The organism is Streptomyces sp. NPDC048411 (genome assembly GCF_040704695.1).
Lineage (GTDB): Bacteria > Actinomycetota > Actinomycetes > Streptomycetales > Streptomycetaceae > Streptomyces.
On sequence record NZ_JBEZKL010000040.1, the window covers coordinates 30,928 to 53,115 of the forward strand.

A 22,188-nucleotide genomic window follows, 5' to 3' on the forward strand; every position below is an offset into this window, starting at 1 on the left:
GAATGTGAGCGAGGTCGGAGGTCGGTGTCCACGGGCCGTGCGGGACTTGCCCCGCCACCACTTCATAACACTGCCCAGCGACGGGGGATCGCGCCGGACTGGGTAATCCACCCCAGCTCGCCCACAAGCAGGCTCACCACCGTTCAGATGAGCAGGGCCGCCCGGCTTCGGAGCCGTCCCAGCAGAACTGACAAGGCCCAGCTCGGAGACACCTCATCCATTCAGGTCTCTTGGGAACGGACAGCGCCGAGCCCACGCCTGCAGAGTGATCTGCCTCACAGGCAGTCACGGCGATCGGTCACGCGGTGTCTTGAGGCCGACCCCCTGGAATCGGAGGAGACACCATGGCTGAGAACACCGATGTGGTCGTGATCGGCGGCGGATACGCAGGCGTCATGGCGGCCAATCGCCTGACGCAGCGCGACGGCGTGACCGTGACGCTGATCAACCCGCGCCCGACGTTCGTCGAGCGGATCCGCCTGCACCAACTGGTGGGCGGGTCCCACGACGCGGTCGTCAACTACCGAGACGTCCTGGCCGAGGGCATTCGGCTGGTGGTCGATACCGTGACCCGGATCAACGCTTGCGAGCGCAGCGTGACGTTGGCGACCGGCGGCACGGTCGGCTACGACTACCTGATCTACGCAGTGGGAAGTGGCAGCGCCGACCCAGGTGTGCCCGGGGCGGCGGAGTTCGCCTACCCGCTTGCCACCTTCGAGGAGGCGGGGCGGCTGCGGCCGGTCCTCGACGCCGCGCCCGCGACGGCGGCGGTGACGGTTGTCGGAGCCGGTCCGACCGGCATCGAGACCGCCGCCGAGCTGGCGGAGTCGGGCCGCGCCGTGACCCTGGTCTGCGGAGGGGTGCTCGGCCCGTACCTGCACCCTCGGGGCCGACGCTCGGTCGCCAAGCGGCTGGCCGAACTCGGTGTGACCGTGCTCGACGGCCCCGGCGCGTTGGTGAAGGCTGTGGCCCGCGATGCCGTGCAGCTTCGCGACGGCCGCAAGCTGCCGAGCAAGGTGACCGTCTGGACCGCCGGATTCGGCGTGCCGGACCTGGCCGTGCGCAGCGGGCTGAGCACCGACGCCCTGGGCCGCCTGCTCACGGACGAGACGTTGACCAGCGTGGACGACGCACGCATCGTCGCGGCCGGCGACTCGGCGGCACCGTCGGACCTACCGCTGCGGATGAGCTGCCAGGCCGCGATGCCTCTGGGCGCGCGGGCCGCCGACACGGTGCTCAGCCGGATCGCGGGTGAGCAGCCTTCGACCCTCAACCAGGTGTTCCGCGGCCAGTGCATCAGCCTGGGCCGGCGTGCCGGTATTTTCCAGTTCGCCCACAGGTACGACGTCGCGCTGTGGTTCCACATCGACGGTCGCCCTGGCGCGAAGCTCAAGGAGTTCGTGTGCAAGGTCATCGTCAAGCATCTGGCCGATGAGGCGGGCAAGCCCGGTTCGTACAGCTTGCACCGCGTCTCAGGAGGTGCCAAGCGCCAGCAGCTGCTGCAGGCCGAGCGCAGCGAGGCGCCGGCCACCGCTGAACGGGCAGCCTAACCGGGCACTCGTGGGCGATCCGGTCCGGCCACAACGGATCCGGAGCACATGGCGTGCGGCGACGCCCTATCGCGGGGCGCCGCCGCACGACATGCGTTCATCAGCGGCCCTTCGAGCAGCGAATCGCAGTCAACTTGGCCTGTCACAGCCGTACGCCGGGTGGTGCCACACTCCCGGTGGAAGGGAACAGGTGGGTCGGATCGAACGGCTGCCAACGAAAGGACCTTGCCGTGGAGGCACGCTTGAAGTCCGTCGGTAACCAGGGCCGGCCGCGAAGGAGAGGGGTCGAGACATGAGCGACCACGCCACTGACCCGGCGACCGAGGCTTTCGTCGCGCATCGCAACCTGCTCTTCACCGTCGCATACGAGGTGCTCGGATCGGCGGCCGACGCCGAAGACGTCCTCCAGGAGACCTGGCTGCGATGGGTCGAGGTCGACTTGGCGCAGGTGCGCGACCAGCGCGCCTACCTGGTCCGGATCACGACCCGGCAGTCACTCAACCGGCTGCGCACCATGAAGCGCCGCAGGGAGGCGTATGTCGGCCCGTGGCTGCCCGAGCCGCTGCTCACCACGCCGGACGTGGCCGAGGATGTCGAGCTCGCCGAGAGTCTGTCGATGGCGATGATGCTCGTGCTCGAGCGGCTCTCGCCGACCGAGCGAGCGGTGTTCGTGCTGCGCGAGGTGTTCGAGGTCAGCTACGACGAGATCGCCGAGGCCGTCGGCAAGAGCCCCGCGGCCGTCCGCCAGATCGCGCACCGCGCCCGCCGGCACGTCGATGCCCGCCGCCCTCGCAGGGTGGTCTCCCCGAGCGAGACCCGGGCGGTTCTGGAGTCGTTCCAGCGCGCGCTCGAAACCGGAGATCCACAGGGCCTCCTCGACATACTCGCCCCGGAGGTCGTCCTTGTGAGCGATGGCGGCGGCGTCAAGCGGGCTGCGCTGCGGCCGGTCATCGGCGCCGAGAAGGTGGTCCGCTTCTACCTTGGCACCTCCGGCAAGACCGGAGGCACGATCACCTGTGACCCCACCGTGGTCAACGGCAACCCGGCACTCCTCGTACGCCTGGACGGCGAGTTCGACGGCATCATGGCGATCCACGTCGAGGACGCCCGCATCACCGGCCTCTACTATGTCCGCAACCCGGAGAAGCTGAACCGCGTCGCATCCGAGACCTCACTCACGCTGCGATGAACACCGGTGCCGGAACAGCCATTTGGGCATCAGGCGCACCGCCCGGCCAGGCTGGCAGGACTCAGCGAGTACGTCGCTCTCCGCGTCCGCCTTGGCCGCCCGCGGGCTGCGGCGCGCGACCGTCCTCAGCTCCTGGGCGCGCTCCTTCATCGCGCCTCGTTCCTCGTCCGTGATTCCGTCGTCAGGCCGGAGGTACGGAGTCCGCGTTCCCGTGCGGCGGTCAGCCGAGCCAGCGGCCGTCGCGCATGAGGTCTCGTCCCTGCAACTCGTTCGCCTCCCGCCAGGCCTGGATGCGCCGCGGCCGGATCAGGAAGTACTGATAGGGCTCGTCGAGTTCACGCGGGTCGAAACCGGTCTTGGCCGCGAACGCGTCGCCCGTCCCCGGCGCGAGGTCGGCGATGTCCACCGGCTCGGCGGTGCCGTCGACGACGACGACGTCGCGCGTCGGCCCGAGGCCGAGTCGCACCCGGCCGTCCGCCAGCAGGTTGCGGCCGGTGACCGAGGCACGCGGGGTCGAGATGAGGAACGCGGTCCCGTCCCAGCGGTACGAGAGCGGGATGAGGTGGACGCCCGGGGAGCCCGGCGTCGCGACCCAGAGATCGACGTCGCTCTCCAGTTTCGCGCGAGTGTCCCGCAGCCTCTCCTCGAGCCCACGCGGCGGCGTGCCAGTCATGCTTCCTCCAGTCACATGGTGGAGAGCCCTACCTCCGAGGGAGGGGCTCCGTCGGTCATCGGTCGGTCCAACGAGGCCGCGGGCTTCGTAGGCGGCGTGGCCTCCAGCGCCCTCATGGCCTCGCGCACACCGCCCGTCTTGTGGGCCCGGTGGACACGCGACGTACGCATCCGTTCCGCGGCGACAGCACCTGAACCCCAGCGGTGACGGATCAGGGCGTGCCTGTCAGCGCTGCGGCCTCCCAGGCGAACCCGTCCGGGTCGGTGAAAGCCCCGGCGTCGCCGCCGAGCACGAGCCGGTGCGATCCGGTGCCGTCGGCAGGGACGCCGGCGTCCTTGGCAAGGGCACGGCGCTTGTACAGCGCCAGCTTGACGGGACCCGAACCAGCGGCGAACTCGACGTACTTGCTGCCGAAGCTCCTCGCCACGGCGAGGCCGCGGTCGACGTAGAACCGCTTGCTCGCGGCCATGTCGGCGACTCCCAGCAGGAGCACCATCTCGTCGATCTCCCGGGTGGCCGGGCCGGTGTCCTTCTTCGCCGAGGTCGCGACCTTCCAGATCGTCCCGTCCGGGGCCTGTACGACGCCGCCGTAGCCCCAGAGCGACTTCGAGGCCGGCTTCAGCGGCGTGGCACCGGCGTCGAGGGCGGCGTCGACGAGGCTGTTGACGGTGGACGGCTGGGACACCGTGAGCGACAGCGTGAACCCGCGGAAGCCTGTCGTCGGCGCCTCGGAGGCCCGCAGGCGCAGCTGAGTGCCCAAACCGAAGGCGGTGGTGCAGAAGCGGTTGGCGGCCGTGGGGTCGGCCACCTCAAGGGTGATGGACTCGATGGAGGTCATGTCCGTCACGCTAGTTGCGGCTCGGCCGCCGGTGCTTCTCGATTCCTGACCGGTCTGGTCACCTGTTTCGTCACGCACGACGGCATCCCCTCCGCAGCGCCCGCAGCGCGGCGCCGGTAGGCACTGGGCGGCATGCCGACCAGCTCGGTGAAGCGGGTGCTGAAGGTGCCCAGCGATGAGCAGCCGACCGCGAAGCAGACCTCGGTGACGCTGAGGTCGCCGCGCCGCAGCAGCGCCGTCGCGCGCTCGATGCGACGCGTCATCAGATAGGCGTACGGCGACTCGCCGTAGGCGAGGCGGAACTGCCGGCTGAGGTGCCCGGCCGACATGTTCGCGCCGCGGGCGAGCGCCTCGACGTTCAGCGGCTGCGCGTACTCCCGGTCGATCCGGTCGCGGACGCGGCGCAGTCGTGCGAGGTCGCTCAGGCGTTGCGCAGCGGTGAGTGCGCGCATCCACGCGGGGTGACACATGAGAGAGCTCCTTTCATCCATGTGTGCGAGGGCCCGGGTACATGCTGGGGGTGGAGCGGGCGGCGGCCAGGTGGGGGCCGGTGGTCGGCTCGCCGGGACGCAGGAGCAGGGAAGCGCCGACCGCCGCGTTCTTCGCAGTGGTCGCGACACCGGCCACCGAGGGCAGATCGATGACCGAACGGCTCAGCGAAGCTCTTGGATGCGGATCAGGTTGCCCGCGGGATCGCGGAAGGCGCAGTCGCGAACGCCGTAGGGCTGATCGGTCGGCTCCTGGACGACCTCGGCGTCGCCGGCCTGCACCTTCTCGAAGGTGCCGTCGAGGTCCCGGGTGGCCAGCAGGATCCAGCCGTAGGTGCCCTTGGCCATCATCTCGACGATGGTGCGGCGCTCGTCCTCGGTGACCCCGGGGTCGGCGGCCGGCGGCGCCAGGAGGATGGAAGTGCCGGGCTGATCGACGGGGCCGACCGTGATCCAGCGCATCTTGCCGTGTCCGACGTCGCTGCGGACCTCGAAGCCGAGGGTGTCGCGGTAGAAGGCCAGGGCGGCGTCCGGGTCGTCATGCGGGAGGGAGGCCGTGTGAATGGTGATGTCCATGACCGTCACGTTAGCTGCGGCTCAGTGACCGACGCTTCTCGATTCCTGCTCGACGGCGCGCGCCTCGCGGCCCTGCCCGGCCGAGCGCTCGATCACCTCCAGATGCTGCGGACGGCCGACCGGTGGACGGACTGCGATGGACGGCGCGAGCGGGCGCGGATGGCCCGGGCGCAGACTGCGAGTCCGCCGTGGCGTCGGGTGCGAACGCGGGTCGCACGCGTGCCTTGCGGCCGTCGGAACGGGACGCCGGAGACGGCAGGAGCTGAAGCGCGCTCCAGGGCGAGCGGACGTCACCGGCCGCGCGGCTGGGTGAAGCGCAGCATGTTGCCGGCCGGGTCGCGGAAGGCGCAGTCGCGGACACCGTAGGGCTGGTCGACCGGCTCCTGGAGTACCTCGCCGCCTGCGGCCCGGAGGCGCTCGAAGGTGGCGTCGCAGTCGTCGGTGGAGAAGATCACGCCACGCAGCATGCCCTTGGCCAGCAGCTCGGCCATCGCCTGCTTGTCGGCCGGCGAGGCGTTCGGGTTCGCGGCCGGCGGTTCGAGGACGATCTCCACGTCCGGCTGCGCGGGTGAGCCGACGGTCACCCAGCGCATCCCCTCGAACGCCACGTCGTTGCGTACCTCCAGGCCGAGAACGTCGCGGTAGAAGACGAGCGCCTTGTCATGGTCGTCGACCGCGATGAAGCACTGGGACAGCTTGATGTTCATGCCTTCGACGCTACGGGCGGTCGGCGGTTTCCGCTTCCCCGATCCTGACCGGTCCGTTCCTGACCGGCCGCGTGAGGACCTTGGCGACGCACGCCGGAATGGCCGCGCCCTGGTCGTGGCGGCGGGCCCGGTACGCGCTCGGGCTCTCGCCGACCAGCTCGGTGAAGCGCGAGCTGAACGACCCCAGCGACGTACAGCCGACCGCGAAACAGACCTCCGTCACACTCAGGTCTCCCCGCCGCAGCAGCGCTTTGGCCCGCTCGACACGGCGGGTCATCAGGTAGCTGTACGGGGTCTCCCCGTAGGCGGCCCGGAAGCTGCGGGAGAAGTGCCCGGGCGACATGAGGGCGACGCGCGCCAGTGCCGGGACGTCGAGGGGCTGGGCGTAGTCGCGGTCCATCACGTCCCGGGCCCGGCGCAGCCGTACGAGATCCTCAAGGGTCACCGGGCCAGCCTAACGGCCTCCCCCGTCACATCCCGGCCCGGCGCCGTTGCCGTTCCCGCGTCTCGCGCGGGCGACTCGGTACGGCACCGGGCGTTGACATCGGGTCAGGCGTCGAGCACGGCGATATCGACCTGGCTGAGGAGGCCCCGGTCCGCGATCACGTCGATCTCGGTGATCCCGTCCGCCGTGACCGTGAAGCCGAGTACCAGGGCCAGGCGGCCGAGCGGAGCCATGATGAGACCCACCGCGCCATTGACCAGCCCCGGCTGGGTGAACCTGGCCCGGCCCATGGCGGCCATCGCGCCCTGGGCGACGGTGCGGGCACCGCGGACGACGACAGGTTCGGGGGTCGGCACGACCGCCGGGTCGGCCCGGAGAACGACGTCCGGGTGGAGCAGCCGGACCAGTGCGTCGAAGTCCCCGCCACGGGTGGCGGCGAGGAAGGCATCGACCACCTGACGCTGGCGGGCCAGGTCGGCGTCGGGCACCGGGGTGGCCCCTTTGACCCGGCGGCGGGCGCGGCTCGCAAGCTGTCGGGCCGCTGTGGGGGAACGCTCGATCATCGGGCCGATCTCGTCGAAGGGCACGGCGAACAGGTCGTGCAGCACGAAGGCGATTCGCTCGGCCGGTGCCAGTGTGTCGAGCACCACCAGCAGCGCCAGTCCGACCGAGTCCGCGAGCAGCGCTTCCTCCTCGGGATCGCGCCCGTCCTCCCGGTCCACGACCGTTTCGGGCAGGAGTGCGGCGAGGGGATCCTCGCGCCGGGACTCGCGCGCCCGCAGCATGTTCAGACAGACCCGGGCCGTCACGGTCGTCAGCCAACCACTGAGGTTCTCGACGCCGCTGGTGTCGGTGCGGTTGAGGCGCAACCAGGTTTCCTGAACAGCGTCATCGGCCTCACTCACCGAGCCGAGCATCCGGTACGCCACGGCTCGCAGACGGGTCCGGTCCACCTCGAAACGCTCGGTCAGCCCTGCGCTCTCGTCCATCCGGTCACATTCCTTCCCCATGACGGGTCATACCAACAGACCCACAAAACACCGCTGATTGTGACGGGAGTTCGACTCCCGGACGAACGAATTGGAGACGATCATGGCCACCTCCCCCCTGCTGGTCACCGGCGGCACGGGCACGCTCGGCCGCCTCGTCGTGCCGCTCCTGCGGGACGCCGGGTGTCAGGTACGGGTCATGAGCCGGCACAGCCACGAGCCCGAGGACGGCATCGAGTACGTGACCGGCGACCTGCTCAAGGACGAGGGCGTCGAGTCCGCGGTGGCCGGGGCCGGGACGGTGCTGCACCTCGCGGGCGGTCCCAAAGGAGACGACGAAGCGACCCGGAACCTGGTACGGGCCGCGTCGCGAGCCGGAGTCCGGCACCTCGTGTACATCTCGGTCATCGGGGCGGACCGGATGCCGATCGGCTACTTCAAGTCCAAGCTGGGCGCTGAGCAGGCCGTGGCCGACTCGGGCCTGCCGTGGACGACGCTGCGTGCCGCCCAGTTCAACAACCTGGTCCTGACCGTCGTGGAGAAGATGACGAAACTGCCGGTGATACCGGTGCCCGGCGGACTCCGGTTCCAGCCGGTCGACGCGCGCGAGGTGGCGGCCCGGCTGGTGGAGCTGGCGCTCGGCGAACCGGCCGGCCTGGTACCCGACCTGGCCGGGCCGAACGTGTACGGAGTGGCCGAACTGAGCCGCGGATACCTGCAGGCGCGCGGCAAGCACCGGCTGATGATGCCGGTCCGGGTTCCGGGGAAGGCCGGGCTCGCCTACCGGGCGGGCGAGAATCTGTCGCTCGGCGAGGGGACGTCCGTAGGTACGCGGACATGGGAGGACTTCCTGACGGAGCGGGTGGCCTGACTTCCGGAAACGCTCAGGACGCCGTCGTGGCGAGGGCGGACAGGAGTGTGTCGATCCTCCGGCGCAGTTCGGGTGCGCGGGCGCCGCCGACGACCACGGACAGCACGTCGCTTCCGACCGCGTTCGATCGCAAGGCGGCCGGACACCCTTGTGGCGGAGCTACCAGGACTTGTGGCCAACGCGGCGAGCGGGCGTGCCGGGCGGTGCGACGGGGCAGAGCCTGCCGGGAGGGGCACCGGTGCCGTGACCGGCGGCGTTTGCCCCGCGACGGCGGGCCGGGCGGGGCCGCCCGCCCTACCGGTCCCCCTCGATCCCCGACCTCAGCTGCACGAAGGCGAGTTCGGCCGCTCGCACCGCGTCCCCGTACACCTCGTCCGCACTCTCCCCGGCGTCGATCCGCCGCCAGCTCTCCATCGCCAGGATTCGTTGCACGGCGATGATCTGCCCCGCCGCCAGCCGGTCCCGCACTCCGTCGCCCAGCGCACGCGCGAGCGCCGCCTCCGAGCGGCTCTGGTACCCGTGCAGGCGGGCCACCAGCGACGGCGTCCCGTACAGCATCCGGTGGAACGCCAGCACCTCCGGCGCATCGCAGAGCCCCGTCACCGGGTCGCGCCGCTCCAGGCCGTCGAGGAAGTGGCGGCGCAGGGCGTCCAGCGGCGATTCGCCCTCCGGGCGGGCCGCGATCACCCTCGCCGCCTCGTCCTCGTGATCGGCGAACCGGTGCAACGCCAGGTCCTCCTTGGTCGGGAAGTACCGGAACAGCGTGGGCTTGGAGATGTCGGCGGCGGCCGCCACCTCCGCCACCGAGACCTTGTCGAAGCCCCGCTCCAGGAACATGGCGATCGCGGCATCGGAAACTGCCTGGTACGTCAGCTGCTTCTTCCGCTCCCGCAGGCTGATCAGCGGCTGAGCCGCGGTCCCGGGTCGGGCCTTCTCTCCGTTCATGACCACGAAGCGTACGCCGTTGACCTCGACCGGACTCGGCGTCCGAGGGTGGGAACACGGGCACCGGACCGGCCGGCCGCCGGAACGCGGAGGGGTGTGATCCGCATGCGTGTGGCGCTGGTCAGGGAGCTGGGCGCTCCGGAGGTACTGGGTCCGGCCGAGCGGCCCGACCCGGTGGCGGGGCCCGACGAGGTGGTGATCGACGTGAGTGACGTTGACACGCTCGTGGAGACCCAGATCCGGTCGGGCGCGTTCCGGGACAACTTCCCGGTCGTCCCGCCGTACGTGCCGGGCGGCTGCGCCCGGTGACCGGGCAGGTCCACCCACTGGAGAAGGCGGCGCAGGCGCAGGTGGCGATCGCGAGGGGCGCGGCCTGGTCGGCAAGGTGCTGCTCAGCACGCGAAAGGCGTGACAGGCCGGGGATCCGGAACCTCCGCGTCCATGCTTCAGGCGGCTTCGATGCTGGCCGGCAGGCCCGTCCCGCCCGACGAACCGTATGTTCCAGTCACCTGAACCACCTTCCGCGCCGCCCCCGGACCGCGGCCCCCGGGCCTGCGACGACGTCCCCCACCCGGGGCGGAGATCCGCCCCGGAATCCATCCCAGGAGGGGGTACGTGGCACGCGGTCAGAACACATCCGGGCACCAAGCGCGCCGTCCCGCCCGGAACACCCCGTCCGCCACCGCCGCAGCGCCCGGCGTGAGTTCGTCGATCCGGCCCAGTGCCGCGAGCCGGAGCACCGATTCGTCGCCGAGGTAGAGCGTCCCCAGCTCCCGTACGTCCAGAGCCAGATCGGCGCGCTCCGTGGTCGGCGTGCAGGACGCGCCGTCCGGGGAGGCGTCCAGGCGGAAGCGGCCGCCGCTCAGGCCGGCCGGGTCGTGGACGTCCAGGGTCAGGGTGGCCGGCGCGGCGTAGGTGCGCGCCTCCAGGGCTCGTACGACATCCAGGACGCGCACCCACATCCAGTCGGCCTGCGTGACGACGCGGGCCGCGCGCGGGTCCGGGAGGAGGAGGGGAAGCAAGTCGTCGGGGGCGCGGTAGCCGGAGCGGACCGTCGTGACCCAGTCGATGGAGCAGACGAAGTGCCACAGCGCGCGTTCCGCCGCCGGGGTCTCGGCGATCAGACCGAGGACGGACGCCCGGTTCAGCGGCTGCTTCGCGTCGCTCCACTTGTCGTCGGCGCGGTAGGCGAGCAGGCCGTCGGCCTCGCCGTCCGCGTTGCGGTACACCGCGTAGAACGGTTCCGTCCATGAACCCGGGATGGGTACGTCCTCGCCGGTGTTCAACTGCCACCAGCGGTCTCCGCGGCTGACCACGCCGTGCTGCCGGGCGCGCAGCCGGTCGTGCAGGGCGGGGCCGAGCTTGCGCACCTCCGCCCCGTCCACCAGGTCGATCCGGCCGCCGTCCGCCGCGGACGGGCCCGACCAGCGCGGGTCCAGGCCGGCCCGGGGGACGTCGATCTCCCACTCGGTGGTCCAGGTGGCCGGGCCGAACCCGTACCGCCCGTAGATCGGGTACTCGGCGGCGATCAGCGTCGCGACCACGTCGCCGCGCTCCTTCGCCGCCGCCAGGTCCGTGGCCATCATCCGGCTGAGCAGCCCGCGCCGGCGGTGCGTGGGCGACACCGTGACGTTGGTGACCGCGTCGGACGGCACCGCGGCGCCGCCGACGACCGTCAGCTCCTGCGCGAACGACCGGAACGACGCCACGCACCGCTCGCCGTCGAACACCCCTTGGGTACGGGCCAGATCCGTGTGCGGGAGGCGGCTCGCGACCTCCCCCTCCGTCACCGTCGGCGGGCGCAGAAAGCCGGTGTTCACGGCACGCAGCCAGCTGGGGTACTCGGATTCGGTGACGGTACGGGCCTCAAGACTCATGCACCCCACGCTAGGCGTACGGGACGGGCCATGTCGCCAGGTTTTCCGGGCCTCCCCGGGGGAGCCGGACGGTCAGAACGCCGCCCGGATCACGCCCACTTCCGCGCCGCCGCCCAGCAGCGGCGCCCGGCCGATCCGGTCCACCACCGGGGCGTCGATGCCGAGCAGCTCCAGCGCCCTGGCCAGCACCGGGCCGAGCGCCCGCCCGCCGCCGTCGTCGATCTTGAATGCCAGCGCCCGGCCGTCCGCCAGCGCCACCGCCTGGACCGCCTCCGCGCCCATCTTGGAGAGCGTGCCCGGCACTTCGCGCATCAGCCAGGTGTCGGGGCGCCGGGTGCCCGCGACGTACTCCGGGTGGGCGCGCATCGCATCCGCCACCCGGCGCTCCGCGGTGCCCGCCTCGGCCAGCACGAACGAGCGGAACGCCCGCGCCAGACCGACCAGGCTGATCGCCATCAGCGGGGCCCCGCAGCCGTCCGTCCCCACCGCCGTGACCGGTTCGCCCGCCGCGTCCTCGACCGCCTGGTGGACCAACTGCTGGAGCGGGTGGGCGGGGTCCAGATAGGTCGCCGGGTCCCAGCCGTTGAGTGCGCACACCGCGAGCATCGCCGCGTGCTTGCCGGAGCAGTTCATGGTGATCCGCTCGCGGACGCCGCCCGCGGCGAGATAGGTCTCCGCCTCCGCCGGGTCCAGCGGCAGATCGGGCGGGGTCTGCAGATCGTCCGGCGTCAGTCCGTGCTCGGCGAGCATCTTGCGTACGAGATCGAGGTGGAACCCCTCGCCCGAGTGGCTCGCGGCGGCCAGCGCCAGCCGTTCCCCGGAGAGGTCGAGCCCGGCCCGCAGCACGGCGGCGGCCTGCATCGGCTTGTTCGAGGAGCGCGGGAAGACCGCTGCGGCCGGGTCTCCCAGCGCCTGCTCCACACTGCCGTCGGCGGCCAGCACGACCAGCGAGCCCCGGTGGTGGCCTTCGACGAAGCCGGACCGTACGACCTCGGCCAGAACGGGCAGCTCAGGGGCCGCCGGGGATATGAAGGGGGTGGAGCTCATCGCGGCGGCCTTCCGGGGCTGTGCGGGACCCGCCCCGGAAGGATCGCTTCAGGTGAGCAGGTCGTCTACTTGTGCTTCCCCATCACGGTACCTGCGGGCGATCTCCGCACTGCAATCGTCCGTGGTGCACTGCAGCTGGTGACGGCGGCGGGAGACCTGTTGTTCGTACCGGACGAGCCGTCCCATCGCGGTGTGCAGCTCCGCGTCCGTGCGGGCGTCGAGGTCGGAGAGTTCGACCTCGGCGAGTGTCTCGGCGGCCAGCCGGCGGAACTCGTCGCTCCGCGGCGTGGTCAGCGTCACGTGCCGGGCGGACGAGCGGTGCCGCGACGGGGTGTCGGCGAGGATCTCGGAGAGCCGGTCCACGACCGGTGTCTCGGGGTCCCGGCGGCGGGCCAGCTCGGCCCGCAGAATGTCGATCCGCCCCTGGACCAGACGGCGTACGTAACTGAGGTCTGCCTCATCGCGCTGCGCGTCGCGGCGCATCGCGCGCAGTTCCGGCAGCCGCAGGGCGCCCAGCTCCGGCTGCGAGGGCCCGGGCAGGCCGCCCCCCGGGCCGGGACCGGTCCGCTGCACGGGCGGACGCATGGTGCTGGTACTCGTACTGGTACCGGCGGCGCGCGTGACCGGTACGACACCGGGGGACTGCCCGGTTCCATATGTACTCATGCTCTGTCCATCCCCTCGACCGGTGCGTCGGCACACCGCCTCCCGTGCATGGTGCCACCCCACACCGCGCCTATGCAGATGCTCTGTACCCGTTCAGCCCAAGATAGGTTGGTCTGTATGCGTGCGGTGATACAGAGAGTGGACGGCGCGAGCGTCACGGTGGCCGACGGCGCGAGCGACGGAAACGGGCCCGAGGTGGTCGGCGAAATCGTCGGCGAAGGACTGTGTGTGCTGGTCGGAGTGACCCACGGGGACACCACGGAGAAGGCGGCGCAGCTCGCCCGCAAGCTCTGGTCGGTGCGCATCCTGGAGGGTGAGAAGTCCTGCTCCGATGTGAATGCACCGCTTTTGGTGATTTCGCAGTTCACTCTCTACGGGGACGCCCGTAAGGGGCGCAGGCCCACCTGGAACGCCGCGGCGCCCGGCGAGGTCGCCGAACCGCTGGTCGACGAGGTGGTGGCACAGCTGCGGGCGCTGGGCGCGCAGGTGGAGACGGGCCGGTTCGGAGCGGACATGCGGGTCTCGCTCACGAACCATGGCCCGTTCACCGTACTGATCGAGGTCTGAGCCGGGTTCGGCCGTGCGCGTCCGTAGACGGCCGCGCGTAGCGGATCTACGGCTCGACGACCGTCTCCTGGGCCGCCGCGGTGTCCCCCGCGAGTAGTTCCGCGTCCACCGCCACGTTCCGCTTGACCAGCGCCAGCGCGATCGGCCCCAGCTCGTGGTGGCGGGCGGACGTCGTGATGAAGCCGAGCTGACGCCCCTCCACCCCGTCCGCTGCGAGCCGCACCGGGGTGCCGTGTCCGGGCAGGATCACGTCGCTGCCGTCCAGATGCAGGAAGACCAGCCGGCGCGGCGGCTTCCCGAGGTTCTGCACCCGGGCCACGGTCTCCTGACCGCGGTAGCAGCCCTTCTGGAGATGGACGGCGGTGCCGATCCAGCCCAACTCGTGCGGGATGGTGCGGTGGTCGGTCTCGAAGCCGAGCCGGGGGCGGTGAGCCTCGACGCGCAGCGCCTCGTAGGCCAGGATGCCGGCCACCGGGCCGTTCTCGGCGGCGTAGGTCTCCAGGTCGGCGCGGGGCAGGAACAGGTCACGGCCGTGCGGTGCCTCCCGTACGGTGACGCCCTCGGGGACCTCCGCGATGGAGCCGGCCGGCAGGTGCACGACGGCGAAGTCCTCGGTGCGGTCGGTGACCTCCACCCGGTAGAAGAACTTCATCGAGTCCAGATAGGCGATCAGGTCGCCCTGGGTGCCCGGTTCGACGTGCATCCACACCGTCTCGCCGTCGTCGACGAGATAGAGAGCGTGCTCGATGTGCCCGTGCGAGGTGAGGATCAGCGCCTCGGTGGCCTCCCCCGGGGCGAGTTCGCTGACGTGCTGGGTGATCAGCAGGTGCAGCCAGGCCAGCCGGTCGCTTCCGGTGACGGTGACGACGCCGTGGTGCGAGAGGTCGACGAGGCCGGTGCCGTCGGCGAGGGCTCGCTGCTCGCGGAACAGGTCGCCGTAGTGCGCGGCGACACCTTCGTCGCGGCCCTCGGCGGGGACGGCGCCGGGCAGGGACAGCAAGGGGCTCTTCATGCGACCAGCGTACGACTCGGTTTACGGCCTCCCCCACTCCCTGTCGTGGGGGAGGCCGTTACTGCGCGGACGCGGGCGGCCGGGGTCGATCGGCCGCCCGATCGCCCGGCTCACCGTCCGCCGCCTTCGCCGTGCAGCCGGCGCAGCGGCCGAAGATCGCGAAGTGCTTCATGTCGGTCTCGAAGCCGAAGCTGTCCCGCAGCTTCGCGGTGAATTCGGCGACGACGTCGACATCGGCCTCGATGATGCCCTCGCAGTCCCGGCAGACCAGATGGATGTGGTGGTGGCGGTCGGCCAGGTGGTACGTCGGCGCCCCGTGCCCCAGATGGGCATGGCTGACCAGCTGGAGCTCCTCCAGGAGCTCCAGGGTCCGGTAGACGGTCGAGATGTTCACACCGGACGCCGTCCTGCGTACCTCGGCGAGGATGTCGTCGGGCGTCGCGTGTTCCAGTGTGTCGACGGCTTCCAGGACAAGCTGCCGCTGCGGCGTCAGCCGATAGCCGCGCTGCCGAAGATCGGTCTTCCAGTCGGTGCTCACCACAGGCCCAGTGTAGGACCGGGTGAGCATCTGACCGCTGGTCGTGCGCGTACCTGGGAGGCGTACGGCTACTTGAAGAACGCGATGCCGTCGTCCGGCAGGTCGCCGAGGCTCTTCGCCATCGCCTCGACCTCTTCCGGGGTGACGACCTTCTTCAGATGCGCCGACATGTACGGGCGCAGCTCCACGTCGGGGGTGGCCTTCTCCCCGACCCACATCAGGTCACTGTTCACATAGCCGTAGAGGCGCTTGCCACCGTTGTACGGGCCGGAGGCCGCGGTCCGGGCCACCGCGTCGGTGACCAGGTCGATCTGCGGCTTCTGGTGGGCGAGCTCGCCGTACCAGATCTCGATGACCCCCTGGTCGCGGACCATGACGACCTCGACCTTGCGGTCCTTGTCGATGCGCCAGTAGCCGGACTCGGTCTCCAGCGGCTTGACCTTGTTGCCCTCGGCGTCGAGCACCCAGGAGTGCGAGACGTACTCCAGGAAGTCCCGGCCGTCGTGGCTGAAGGAGACTTCCTGGCCGAAGTTGCACTTCTCGGCGCCGGGGAAGTCGGACACACCCGCGCCCGCCCAGTTGCCGAGCAGGAAGGCAAGCGGGACGAGGTCCGGGTGGAGGTCGGACGGGATCTCGATCATGAGCGGCTCAGGCGATCTGTGAGGGAGTGGTAAGTGGTGCGGACTCGGGTCAGCGCTGGCCCTGGTACAGCTTCTTCACGGTCAGCGCCGCGAAGGCAAGAACGCCGACGCAGACCAGAACCAGCAGGGTGGTGAAGAATGCCTCAAGCACGGGAGCTCCTCGGACGAGCGATAACGAGCGGTATGGCGGCAATACGGGGCCGGGCCCCAGCCTAATGGGTAGAGCCCCGGCGCGACGGTTCGGGGCGTGCCGAGGGAAGGGGCTTCCCGGGCGTGCGGGTCAGCCCAGCAGCTGGTTCCGCAGGATCAGCGTCTGGTCGAACGGGACGCGTTCCGCGCCGGCCCTGGTAGACGGAGAGGTACTGCGCCGCGCTCACCCACCCACCGGTGAGTTCCTTGTCCGCCGTTGCTCCGGCCGGGGCCGGCAGCAGGAGCGGGAACGACTGCGGGTGGTGCTGCGGTCGGCTCTATGACCTGATCCGCCATCTCGACCTGGTTCCCGGATGAGTCCCCTCACGAGACCTGAGGCGCAGACTCCATTACCTGCGCACCCAACTGACCCATGGCGGTGGGGTGGGGTTGTGCGGCCGACGATTACAGTTCGGCCTATGCCGAAGAAGCTCGTGATCAAGGTGACCGCAGGTGCCGATTCCGCCGAGCGCTGCTCGCAGGCGTTCACGGTGGCGGCGGTCGCCGTCGCCAGCGGTGTCGAGGTCTCGCTCTGGCTGACCGGCGAGTCCAGCTGGTTCGCCCTGCCGGGCCGCGCCGCCGAGTTCGACCTTCCGCACGCCGCACCGCTGCCGGACCTGATCGAGTCGATTCAGGCCGGCGGCCTGATCACCCTCTGCACCCAGTGCGCGGCTCGGCGCGACATCACCGAGAACGACGTACTGGAAGGCGTACGGATCGCGGGTGCCCAGGTCTTCGTCAGCGAGGTCATGGCCGACGGCGTCCAGGCCCTCGTCTACTGACGGTTCTTCCTGCCGATGGCGGACAGTTCTGCTACTGGCGGCGCTTCTTGCCGTCGAGCTCGTCCCACCACTCGTCCGACTGCGGGTCGCCGGACGGATCGTCCCACCAGCGGTCCTCCGGCCCCCGCCGGTTGGCGACCATCGCCGCGACGGGCGGGATGACCATGGCGACCACGCACATTCCGACGGCGACGGGCATCGACCAGAGCCGCACGAAGGCCCAGGCGGAGACGAAAAGGACGATGCATCCGCCCATCATCAGGAAGTAGCGGCGACGACGCCGGGCGTACATAACTCAAGCGTAGGCCCGATCCCGGCCTGTGCACCCGGCACGAACGGGCCCGCGCACACCCTGTGGACGGCGCGAAGGGCCGTACCCCGGTTCAGAAGGCGTCCAACCCCCTGGGGTACGGCCCTCCGGCCGATCTGTGCCGCGGATCAGACGGCGATGGCCACCTCGGAGAGGCCACCGGTCTGCGCGACGACCGTGCGGTCGGCGCTGCCGCCCGGGACGAGGGCGCGCAGCGTCCAGGTGCCCTCGGCCGCGTAGAAGCGGAACTGTCCGGTCGCCGAGGTCGGGACCTCAGCGGTGAACTCGCCGGTCGAGTCCAGCAGACGGACGTAACCGGTCACCGGCTCGCCGTCGCGGGTCACGCTGCCCTGGATCGTGGTCTCACCGGGCTTGATGGTCGAGGCGTCGGGGCCGCCGGCCTTTGCTCCACACATGGTGTTCTGTCCTTCTGGTCGGGGTCGCGCTGGTCCAGGTCGGGCGGAGTTACTTGTTGGCGCCGAGCTCGATCGGCACACCGACGAGGGAGCCGTACTCGGTCCACGAACCGTCGTAGTTCTTGACGTTCTCCTGACCGAGCAGCTGGTGCAGCACGAACCAGGTCAGGGCGGAGCGCTCACCGATGCGGCAGTACGCGATGGTGTCCTTCGACAGGTCGACCTGCTCGTCCTCGTAGAGGGCCTTGAGCTCGTCGTCCGACTTGAAGGTGCCGTCGTCGTTGGCGTTCTTCGACCACGGGATGTTGCGCGCGGTCGGGATGTGGCCCGGACGCTGCGACTGCTCCTGCGGGAGGTGCGCCGGGGCGAGCAGCTTGCCGCTGAACTCGTCGGGCGAACGCACGTCGACCAGGTTCTGGTTGCCGATCGCCGCCACAACCTCGTCGCGGTAGGCGCGGATCGACTGGTCCTGTGCCTGGGCCTTGTACTGGGTGGCCGGACGGGACGGGATCTGGTCGCCGTCGACCAGGTCGCGGGAGTCGAGCTCCCACTTCTTGCGGCCGCCGTCGAGCAGGCGGACGTCCTGGTGACCGTAGAGCTTGAAGTACCAGAACGCGTAGGACGCGAACCAGTTGTTGTTGCCGCCGTAGAGCACGACCGTGGTGTCGTTGCCGATGCCCTTCCCGGACAGGAGCTTCTCGAAGCCGGCCTGATCGATGAAGTCTCGGCGGACCGGGTCCTGGAGGTCCTTGGTCCAGTCGATCCGGATCGCGTTCTTGATGTGGTTCTTCTCGTACGCCGAGGTGTCCTCGTCAACCTCGACCAGAGCAACCTTCGGGTCGTCGATGTGGGCCTCGACCCAGTCGGCGTCTACGAGGACGTCACTGCGGCTCATTCTTTTCTCCTCCGGGGCAGTCTGCGGCGAGATGGTGCGGATGTACGGGGGCGCATTTCTGCGCGTACACACGTGCACGGAAATGGGCCCTGACAGCGGTCGAAGGGCCGGGGTAATGCGGGATGCGACGATCCCGCTCAGACAGTGCGACAGAGCATGGCGGCGACGCGGCACAGGTCTACTGCCCGCCGCTTCGTGAGATCCGCGTGGCCCCGCTGACGGAGGCCGCTGATAGAGCACTGCATGGCACCGATCGTAGGGACGTACGGGCGGACATGTCACCGGCATGTCGCATTGTGAGACGCGATCGTCCGCAATGCGGGACAGTCGAGCGATCGCTGTGCCGCCGGGAGTCGCGCCGGGAGGAGCGCGCCGTTCGGTCATCTGCGGATCGGACGGGCCCGTCTCACTATGTGGCGCGGCGACTGTGGAATGCCCTACCCAGCCTGCACGCGGTTCAGCTATCCCGCGAGCCGGACGTCCGAACCCGTCACCGAGATCTCCAGACCGTCCTTCGTCGGCTCGATCCGCTGCAGCTTCAGCCCGCTCGGCAGGGCGCCGATCTCCCGCTCGAAGTCGGTCTTCCTGCGCACCAGGCCCTCGAGTCCGGGAATGCCCTCGCCCGGCACCCTGTCCGCGTGCACCCGCACGGTGCGGCCGTCGACGAGGGTGACGGTGGAGGTCACGCTGCGCGTGAGAGTGCGGCCGAGGATGTCGATGGCGCCGGTCACCTTCACCTTGCCGTTGCCGCCGTACTCGACGACGACGCCGTCGCCGGCCGCGTGCGTCAGATCCTCGTACGAGATGGTCGCCGTGCCCGTGGCCCGGGCGGCGGTGGCGCTGGAGAAGCCGTCGGCCAGCGTGACGTCGTGGAGTTCGGCGCTCATCTCGCTGATCCGGATCCTGCGCCCGCCGGCGGCGGTCTCGATGCCGGTGAGCTTGATGTCGACCTGGTCGAGTGCCGATCCGGCGACCTGGGTCAGAAAGGGGAAACCCTTGATGGAGACGTCCGTCGAGTCGACCGTGCCCCCGGTGACCTCGACCCGGCCTGCCGCCTCGGACTCGGCCAAGTACACCGCGACCCGGTCGACGACGATGAAGATGCCCCCCAGGGCCACCACGATGACCAGCAGTGTTCGCAGTGCACGCATGCCCGTTCTTCCCCCCACCCTGCGTCCGCCCGGACCCCCTGGCGCCCGTGAGCCTGCTGCGGCTGCACGGCACGCCCGGGGTGATCGACGAGCCGGGGCCCCTCCGCGGTTCCCGGTCCGCGGCGGGTCCCGCGGGTCAGGAGACCGCGTGGCCGATCAGATACACGGCGGGGGCCGCGGCGGTGAGCGGCAGCGCCACCCCGGCCGTCATGTGCACAAAACGTGACGGGTAGTCGTAGCTCGCCACCCGCAGCCCGATCAGCGCGCAGCCACCGGCCGCGAGCCCGAGGAAGGCGCCCTTCGCGCCGAGGTCGGTGAGCCCACCGACCGTGACGCCGGCACCCGCGGCGGCGAGCAGCGCCACCACGACCGAGGCGGGTCCGGGCAGCGGCAGCGCCCGGACGAGCACGGCGACCGCGACAGCCACACAGCCGGCCGTCACGGCGTCCGGCGCCGCCGCGAGATGCCCGGCGGCGAGGATCGCCAGGGCGGCCGAGGCGACGGTGGCCATCAGCCCGTACATCCGCTCATCGGCGCCCGCGTGGCTGCGCAGCTGCAGGACGACGGTGAGCAGCACCCAGATGCCGAGGGTGCCGAGGATCGCCGCCGGTGCGTTCTCCCGGCCCGCGACGAGCAGCACGACATCGGCGACGAACCCGCCGGCGAAGGCGAGCGCGATGCCCTGCCGGGCGGGCCACATGCCGTTGAGCCGGAACCAGCCGGCGGCGGTCACGGCCTGGAGGAGCACCAGCGGTACGAAGAGCGCGTACGGCCCGATCGCGGCACCGAGGGCGAGCAGCAGCCCGAGCCCCGCCGTGATCGCCGCCGGCTGCATCCCCGGCGCGATGATCGGCGAACGGCCCTCGGCGCGGGCGCGCTGGGCGTCGGTGATGCGGCTGTTGCCCAGCGTGGTGGGCGCGCTGTAGCCGGAGGCGTCGGGCGCGGCCGCCGCGTCCGGTGCCGGTGCGGCCGGGGCGGCGGCCGGGACCTCGGGGGGCAGCGGGTACGAGCCGGAGGCGCCCTGCGGGATCGGATATCCGGCAGGGCCGGTGGTGGCCGCGACGGGCTGCTGCGGCGCCTGCGCCGGGTACGGCTGCTCGTACTGGGGCTGCTGGGGCTGCTGGGCCTGGGGCTGCTCGTACTGGGCCTGGGGCTGCTCGTACTGGGCCTGCTGGGCCTGCGGCTGCTCGTACTGGGCCTGCTGGGCCTGCGGCTGCTCGTACTGGGGCTGCTCGTACTGCGGCTGCTCGTACTGCGGCTGCTCGTACTGCTGGGCGGCGTAGGGCTGCTGTGCATACTGCTGCGGCTGCTCGTACTGGGGCTGCTGCGGCTGCGGCGTCGACGGGACGGCCGGCTGGTACTGGGTGTCCCAGGTCTGGCCCTCCCAGGTCTGTGCGACCCCGAGGTCCTGGAACGCAGGGTTCGGGTCGTACGGGACCTGCTGCCCGTACGGCTGCGGTTCCTGGCCGTTTCCGTATCCGTTGCCGTACCCGTGACCGGTCCCGGTCCCGGGCTCCTGTCCGTACGGATGCTGCTGATCTCTGTTGCTCATGTGCTGCGGTTCACCCTCCTGCGAACGGCGGGAGCACCTCGACCGTGCCGCCCTCGGCAAGGCGTACGGTCTCATGGCTGCGGGTACCCACGGGGTCACCGTCGATCAGGAACGAGCACCGTTGCAGCACTCGGGTGAGCTCACCGGGGTGCCGCTCGCGCACCGCGTCGAGCGCCTCGGCGAGCGTCGCGGCTGCGTACGGCTCCTCCGCGGTCCCGGCGGCGGCCTTGGCGGCGGCCCAGTAGCGGATGGTTCCCGCTGGCATGGCGACGTTCCCTTCGTCTCGCGTCAGCTGTCCATGATGAATCACTCCGCCACCGCCCAGTCCGCGATCCGGGTGAGCAAGCTCTCGTCCGCCGCATTCTCGGCGTGCCCCATGCCGTGCCGCAGCCACAGTTCCGCACCGCCCTGTGCCGCGTCGGCCAGCATGCGGGGGTGGTCGAGCGGGAAGTAGGGATCCTGGTCGCCGTGCACGATGAGCAGCGGCGCCGGGGCGATCAGCGGGACCGCCTCGACCGGGGAGAGCGGCACGGGGGCCCATTCCTTGTGGTCGATCCGGGTGCGGAAGGCCCACCGGCCGACCAGCCGGCCGGTGGGCCGGGTCACCACCCAGTGCAGGCGCCGCATCGGGGCCGTACCCCGGTAGTACCAACGGGCCGGAGCACTCACAGCCACCACCGCGTCCGCGTGCGCTTCGATCCGCCCCCCGCGCGCGGGAACCGGAGGCGCGAGCCGTGCTGTGTCCGGAGAGGTCCCGGGAGCCGTGTACAGCGCCCCGTGCCGGAGCACCACGGACCCGCCCATCGAGAACCCGACCGTCACCACTCGCCGGTGTCCGAGCGAGCGCGCCCACGCCACCGCGGCCGCCAGATCCAGCACCTCACGGTCACCGACCGTCGACCGGCCACCGGAACCTCCGTGCCCCCGGAAGGAGAACGTGATCACGGCAGCACGCTGGGCGAACACCCCTGCCGCGCGCCGCACGGCGGGCCGGTCCAGCGAACCGGTGAATCCGTGCGCGACCACGATCGCCGGGCCGGCGTCCCCGGCATCGGCGCCGGGGGCGGCACCCGTCGTACACGGTTCGTACACCGCCTCGATCGGCAGCCCGTCATCCGTCCGCAATGTGGTGCGCCGGGCTCCCGGCGTGATCAAGCAAACAGAAGAACTGCGAAACGAACTCTCGGACACAGAACTCATGTGGGCTATTCTGCTGGGAAGAGGATCCGGGCAATGCAGCCCCCGGGTCCTTTTGTGCTTTACACGCGTTGTTA

29 protein-coding genes are annotated in these 22,188 nt (G+C 70.8%); 6 read left to right on the forward strand and 23 right to left on the reverse strand.

The window, feature by feature from the left end; translation table 11 throughout:
* The first annotated feature begins 344 nt into the window (after positions 1-344).
* Together AB0915_RS16700 and AB0915_RS16705 are read left to right on the forward strand one after the other, a co-directional pair.
* Positions 345-1,550, forward strand: coding sequence for an FAD-dependent oxidoreductase (locus AB0915_RS16700; RefSeq protein ID WP_366691787.1), 1,206 nt, complete (start codon positions 345-347; stop codon positions 1,548-1,550).
* A 292-nt stretch (positions 1,551-1,842) separates the two neighbouring features.
* Positions 1,843-2,739, forward strand: coding sequence for an RNA polymerase sigma-70 factor (locus AB0915_RS16705; RefSeq protein ID WP_366691788.1), 897 nt, complete (start codon positions 1,843-1,845; stop codon positions 2,737-2,739).
* On the opposite strand, the gene AB0915_RS16710 is transcribed toward AB0915_RS16705, so the two are convergent.
* The 8 genes from AB0915_RS16710 to AB0915_RS16745 all read right to left on the reverse strand — a co-directional run bounded on the left by AB0915_RS16710 (position 2,722) and on the right by AB0915_RS16745 (position 7,455).
* Positions 2,722-2,889 (reverse strand): hypothetical protein, encoded by a 168-nt coding sequence (locus AB0915_RS16710; protein ID WP_366691789.1) that lies wholly within the window; start codon positions 2,887-2,889, stop codon positions 2,722-2,724. The genes AB0915_RS16705 and AB0915_RS16710 overlap by 18 nt on opposite strands.
* Before the next feature lie 70 nt (positions 2,890-2,959).
* Positions 2,960-3,412, reverse strand: a complete 453-nt coding sequence (locus AB0915_RS16715) for a pyridoxamine 5'-phosphate oxidase family protein (protein ID WP_366691790.1) — start codon at positions 3,410-3,412, stop codon at positions 2,960-2,962.
* Between the two features lie 211 nt (positions 3,413-3,623).
* Positions 3,624-4,250: a glyoxalase gene (locus AB0915_RS16720; protein WP_366691791.1), complete on the reverse strand. Its 627-nt coding sequence runs from the start codon at positions 4,248-4,250 to the stop codon at positions 3,624-3,626.
* A gap of 5 nt (positions 4,251-4,255) precedes the next feature.
* Positions 4,256-4,720, reverse strand: coding sequence for a helix-turn-helix transcriptional regulator (locus tag AB0915_RS16725; protein ID WP_366691792.1), 465 nt, complete (start codon positions 4,718-4,720; stop codon positions 4,256-4,258).
* A gap of 183 nt (positions 4,721-4,903) precedes the next feature.
* Positions 4,904-5,314: a VOC family protein gene (locus tag AB0915_RS16730; RefSeq protein WP_366691793.1), complete on the reverse strand. Its 411-nt coding sequence runs from the start codon at positions 5,312-5,314 to the stop codon at positions 4,904-4,906.
* Between the two features lie 290 nt (positions 5,315-5,604).
* Complete coding sequence (locus tag AB0915_RS16735) at positions 5,605-6,021, reverse strand: VOC family protein (RefSeq protein ID WP_366691794.1); 417 nt, start codon at positions 6,019-6,021, stop codon at positions 5,605-5,607.
* Between the two features lie 10 nt (positions 6,022-6,031).
* Positions 6,032-6,466 carry a helix-turn-helix transcriptional regulator gene (locus AB0915_RS16740; RefSeq protein ID WP_366691795.1) on the reverse strand — a complete coding sequence of 145 codons (435 nt, stop codon included), beginning with the start codon at positions 6,464-6,466 and terminating at the stop codon, positions 6,032-6,034.
* Between the two features lie 104 nt (positions 6,467-6,570).
* Positions 6,571-7,455: a sigma-70 family RNA polymerase sigma factor gene (locus AB0915_RS16745; RefSeq protein ID WP_366691796.1), complete on the reverse strand. Its 885-nt coding sequence runs from the start codon at positions 7,453-7,455 to the stop codon at positions 6,571-6,573.
* Positions 7,456-7,558: 103 nt separating this feature from the next.
* Here AB0915_RS16745 and AB0915_RS16750 point away from each other — a divergent pair, with 103 nt between their 5' ends.
* A complete protein-coding gene (locus tag AB0915_RS16750) occupies positions 7,559-8,326 on the forward strand; it encodes an NAD(P)H-binding protein (RefSeq protein WP_366691797.1) in 768 nt (255 codons plus the stop codon).
* A 294-nt stretch (positions 8,327-8,620) separates the two neighbouring features.
* On the opposite strand, the gene AB0915_RS16755 is transcribed toward AB0915_RS16750, so the two are convergent.
* The gene (locus AB0915_RS16755) at positions 8,621-9,271 is read right to left on the reverse strand and encodes a TetR family transcriptional regulator (RefSeq protein ID WP_366691798.1); all 651 of its coding nucleotides are present in this window, start codon (positions 9,269-9,271) and stop codon (positions 8,621-8,623) included.
* A gap of 96 nt (positions 9,272-9,367) precedes the next feature.
* Between AB0915_RS16755 and AB0915_RS16760 the strand changes: the two genes are divergently transcribed.
* Positions 9,368-9,580, forward strand: coding sequence for a hypothetical protein (locus tag AB0915_RS16760; protein ID WP_366691799.1), 213 nt, complete (start codon positions 9,368-9,370; stop codon positions 9,578-9,580).
* Positions 9,581-9,897: 317 nt separating this feature from the next.
* On the opposite strand, the gene AB0915_RS16765 is transcribed toward AB0915_RS16760, so the two are convergent.
* From AB0915_RS16765 to AB0915_RS16775, 3 genes are all read right to left on the reverse strand, one after another.
* Complete coding sequence (locus tag AB0915_RS16765) at positions 9,898-11,148, reverse strand: GNAT family N-acetyltransferase (protein ID WP_366691800.1); 1,251 nt, start codon at positions 11,146-11,148, stop codon at positions 9,898-9,900.
* 72 nt (positions 11,149-11,220) lie between these two features.
* A complete protein-coding gene (locus tag AB0915_RS16770) occupies positions 11,221-12,195 on the reverse strand; it encodes an asparaginase (protein WP_366691801.1) in 975 nt (324 codons plus the stop codon).
* 48 nt (positions 12,196-12,243) lie between these two features.
* The gene (locus tag AB0915_RS16775) at positions 12,244-12,861 is read right to left on the reverse strand and encodes an ABC transporter substrate-binding protein (RefSeq protein WP_366691802.1); all 618 of its coding nucleotides are present in this window, start codon (positions 12,859-12,861) and stop codon (positions 12,244-12,246) included.
* A 117-nt stretch (positions 12,862-12,978) separates the two neighbouring features.
* Here AB0915_RS16775 and dtd point away from each other — a divergent pair, with 117 nt between their 5' ends.
* Positions 12,979-13,428, forward strand: coding sequence for a D-aminoacyl-tRNA deacylase (dtd, locus tag AB0915_RS16780; RefSeq protein WP_366691803.1), 450 nt, complete (start codon positions 12,979-12,981; stop codon positions 13,426-13,428).
* A gap of 46 nt (positions 13,429-13,474) precedes the next feature.
* On the opposite strand, the gene AB0915_RS16785 is transcribed toward dtd, so the two are convergent.
* The 3 genes from AB0915_RS16785 to AB0915_RS16795 all read right to left on the reverse strand — a co-directional run bounded on the left by AB0915_RS16785 (position 13,475) and on the right by AB0915_RS16795 (position 15,619).
* The gene (locus AB0915_RS16785; protein WP_366691804.1) at positions 13,475-14,440 is read right to left on the reverse strand and encodes a folate-binding protein; all 966 of its coding nucleotides are present in this window, start codon (positions 14,438-14,440) and stop codon (positions 13,475-13,477) included.
* 58 nt (positions 14,441-14,498) lie between these two features.
* Positions 14,499-14,981, reverse strand: a complete 483-nt coding sequence (locus AB0915_RS16790) for a Fur family transcriptional regulator (protein ID WP_366691805.1) — start codon at positions 14,979-14,981, stop codon at positions 14,499-14,501.
* A 65-nt stretch (positions 14,982-15,046) separates the two neighbouring features.
* On the reverse strand, positions 15,047-15,619 hold the full coding sequence (locus AB0915_RS16795) for an FABP family protein (RefSeq protein ID WP_037695873.1): 573 nt from the start codon (positions 15,617-15,619) through the stop codon (positions 15,047-15,049).
* A 608-nt stretch (positions 15,620-16,227) separates the two neighbouring features.
* On the opposite strand from AB0915_RS16795, the gene AB0915_RS16800 reads away from it, so the two are divergent.
* Positions 16,228-16,590: a DsrE family protein gene (locus AB0915_RS16800; protein ID WP_366691806.1), complete on the forward strand. Its 363-nt coding sequence runs from the start codon at positions 16,228-16,230 to the stop codon at positions 16,588-16,590.
* A 31-nt stretch (positions 16,591-16,621) separates the two neighbouring features.
* Here AB0915_RS16800 and AB0915_RS16805 read toward each other — a convergent pair whose 3' ends face one another.
* The 8 genes from AB0915_RS16805 to AB0915_RS16840 form a co-directional block, all read right to left on the reverse strand.
* Positions 16,622-16,882 (reverse strand): DUF3099 domain-containing protein, encoded by a 261-nt coding sequence (locus tag AB0915_RS16805; protein WP_366691807.1) that lies wholly within the window; start codon positions 16,880-16,882, stop codon positions 16,622-16,624.
* Positions 16,883-17,028: 146 nt separating this feature from the next.
* Positions 17,029-17,316, reverse strand: coding sequence for a DUF1416 domain-containing protein (locus tag AB0915_RS16810; protein WP_018490348.1), 288 nt, complete (start codon positions 17,314-17,316; stop codon positions 17,029-17,031).
* Between the two features lie 49 nt (positions 17,317-17,365).
* Positions 17,366-18,211, reverse strand: coding sequence for a sulfurtransferase (locus tag AB0915_RS16815; protein WP_366691808.1), 846 nt, complete (start codon positions 18,209-18,211; stop codon positions 17,366-17,368).
* Positions 18,212-18,348: 137 nt separating this feature from the next.
* On the reverse strand, positions 18,349-18,456 hold the full coding sequence (locus AB0915_RS16820; protein WP_358860293.1) for a putative leader peptide: 108 nt from the start codon (positions 18,454-18,456) through the stop codon (positions 18,349-18,351).
* A 216-nt stretch (positions 18,457-18,672) separates the two neighbouring features.
* The gene (locus AB0915_RS16825; RefSeq protein WP_366691809.1) at positions 18,673-19,362 is read right to left on the reverse strand and encodes a DUF2993 domain-containing protein; all 690 of its coding nucleotides are present in this window, start codon (positions 19,360-19,362) and stop codon (positions 18,673-18,675) included.
* A gap of 136 nt (positions 19,363-19,498) precedes the next feature.
* A complete protein-coding gene (locus tag AB0915_RS16830) occupies positions 19,499-20,914 on the reverse strand; it encodes a hypothetical protein (protein WP_366691810.1) in 1,416 nt (471 codons plus the stop codon).
* A 10-nt stretch (positions 20,915-20,924) separates the two neighbouring features.
* Complete coding sequence (locus tag AB0915_RS16835) at positions 20,925-21,179, reverse strand: MoaD/ThiS family protein (protein WP_030925031.1); 255 nt, start codon at positions 21,177-21,179, stop codon at positions 20,925-20,927.
* A gap of 41 nt (positions 21,180-21,220) precedes the next feature.
* On the reverse strand, positions 21,221-22,114 hold the full coding sequence (locus AB0915_RS16840; RefSeq protein ID WP_366691811.1) for an alpha/beta fold hydrolase: 894 nt from the start codon (positions 22,112-22,114) through the stop codon (positions 21,221-21,223).
* Between the last annotated feature and the right edge of the window lie 74 nt (positions 22,115-22,188).

Coding starts and splice junctions, on each gene's coding strand:
- AB0915_RS16710 (WP_366691789.1), bottom strand. CDS start 2,889: ATGAAGGAGCGCGCCCAGGAGCTGAGGACGGTCGCGCGCCGCAGCCCG.
- AB0915_RS16785 (WP_366691804.1), bottom strand. CDS start 14,440: ATGAAGAGCCCCTTGCTGTCCCTGCCCGGCGCCGTCCCCGCCGAGGGC.
- AB0915_RS16835 (WP_030925031.1), bottom strand. CDS start 21,179: ATGCCAGCGGGAACCATCCGCTACTGGGCCGCCGCCAAGGCCGCCGCC.
- AB0915_RS16720 (WP_366691791.1), bottom strand. CDS start 4,250: ATGACCTCCATCGAGTCCATCACCCTTGAGGTGGCCGACCCCACGGCC.
- AB0915_RS16825 (WP_366691809.1), bottom strand. CDS start 19,362: ATGCGTGCACTGCGAACACTGCTGGTCATCGTGGTGGCCCTGGGGGGC.
- AB0915_RS16800 (WP_366691806.1), top strand. CDS start 16,228: ATGCCGAAGAAGCTCGTGATCAAGGTGACCGCAGGTGCCGATTCCGCC.
- AB0915_RS16705 (WP_366691788.1), top strand. CDS start 1,843: ATGAGCGACCACGCCACTGACCCGGCGACCGAGGCTTTCGTCGCGCAT.
- AB0915_RS16715 (WP_366691790.1), bottom strand. CDS start 3,412: ATGACTGGCACGCCGCCGCGTGGGCTCGAGGAGAGGCTGCGGGACACT.
- AB0915_RS16755 (WP_366691798.1), bottom strand. CDS start 9,271: ATGAACGGAGAGAAGGCCCGACCCGGGACCGCGGCTCAGCCGCTGATC.
- AB0915_RS16840 (WP_366691811.1), bottom strand. CDS start 22,114: ATGAGTTCTGTGTCCGAGAGTTCGTTTCGCAGTTCTTCTGTTTGCTTG.
- AB0915_RS16730 (WP_366691793.1), bottom strand. CDS start 5,314: ATGGACATCACCATTCACACGGCCTCCCTCCCGCATGACGACCCGGAC.
- AB0915_RS16745 (WP_366691796.1), bottom strand. CDS start 7,455: ATGGACGAGAGCGCAGGGCTGACCGAGCGTTTCGAGGTGGACCGGACC.
- dtd (WP_366691803.1), top strand. CDS start 12,979: ATGCGTGCGGTGATACAGAGAGTGGACGGCGCGAGCGTCACGGTGGCC.
- AB0915_RS16830 (WP_366691810.1), bottom strand. CDS start 20,914: ATGAGCAACAGAGATCAGCAGCATCCGTACGGACAGGAGCCCGGGACC.
- AB0915_RS16765 (WP_366691800.1), bottom strand. CDS start 11,148: ATGAGTCTTGAGGCCCGTACCGTCACCGAATCCGAGTACCCCAGCTGG.
- AB0915_RS16815 (WP_366691808.1), bottom strand. CDS start 18,211: ATGAGCCGCAGTGACGTCCTCGTAGACGCCGACTGGGTCGAGGCCCAC.
- AB0915_RS16810 (WP_018490348.1), bottom strand. CDS start 17,316: ATGTGTGGAGCAAAGGCCGGCGGCCCCGACGCCTCGACCATCAAGCCC.
- AB0915_RS16775 (WP_366691802.1), bottom strand. CDS start 12,861: ATGAGTACATATGGAACCGGGCAGTCCCCCGGTGTCGTACCGGTCACG.
- AB0915_RS16820 (WP_358860293.1), bottom strand. CDS start 18,456: ATGCAGTGCTCTATCAGCGGCCTCCGTCAGCGGGGCCACGCGGATCTC.
- AB0915_RS16735 (WP_366691794.1), bottom strand. CDS start 6,021: ATGAACATCAAGCTGTCCCAGTGCTTCATCGCGGTCGACGACCATGAC.
- AB0915_RS16700 (WP_366691787.1), top strand. CDS start 345: ATGGCTGAGAACACCGATGTGGTCGTGATCGGCGGCGGATACGCAGGC.
- AB0915_RS16770 (WP_366691801.1), bottom strand. CDS start 12,195: ATGAGCTCCACCCCCTTCATATCCCCGGCGGCCCCTGAGCTGCCCGTT.
- AB0915_RS16750 (WP_366691797.1), top strand. CDS start 7,559: ATGGCCACCTCCCCCCTGCTGGTCACCGGCGGCACGGGCACGCTCGGC.
- AB0915_RS16805 (WP_366691807.1), bottom strand. CDS start 16,882: ATGTACGCCCGGCGTCGTCGCCGCTACTTCCTGATGATGGGCGGATGC.
- AB0915_RS16725 (WP_366691792.1), bottom strand. CDS start 4,720: ATGTGTCACCCCGCGTGGATGCGCGCACTCACCGCTGCGCAACGCCTG.
- AB0915_RS16795 (WP_037695873.1), bottom strand. CDS start 15,619: ATGATCGAGATCCCGTCCGACCTCCACCCGGACCTCGTCCCGCTTGCC.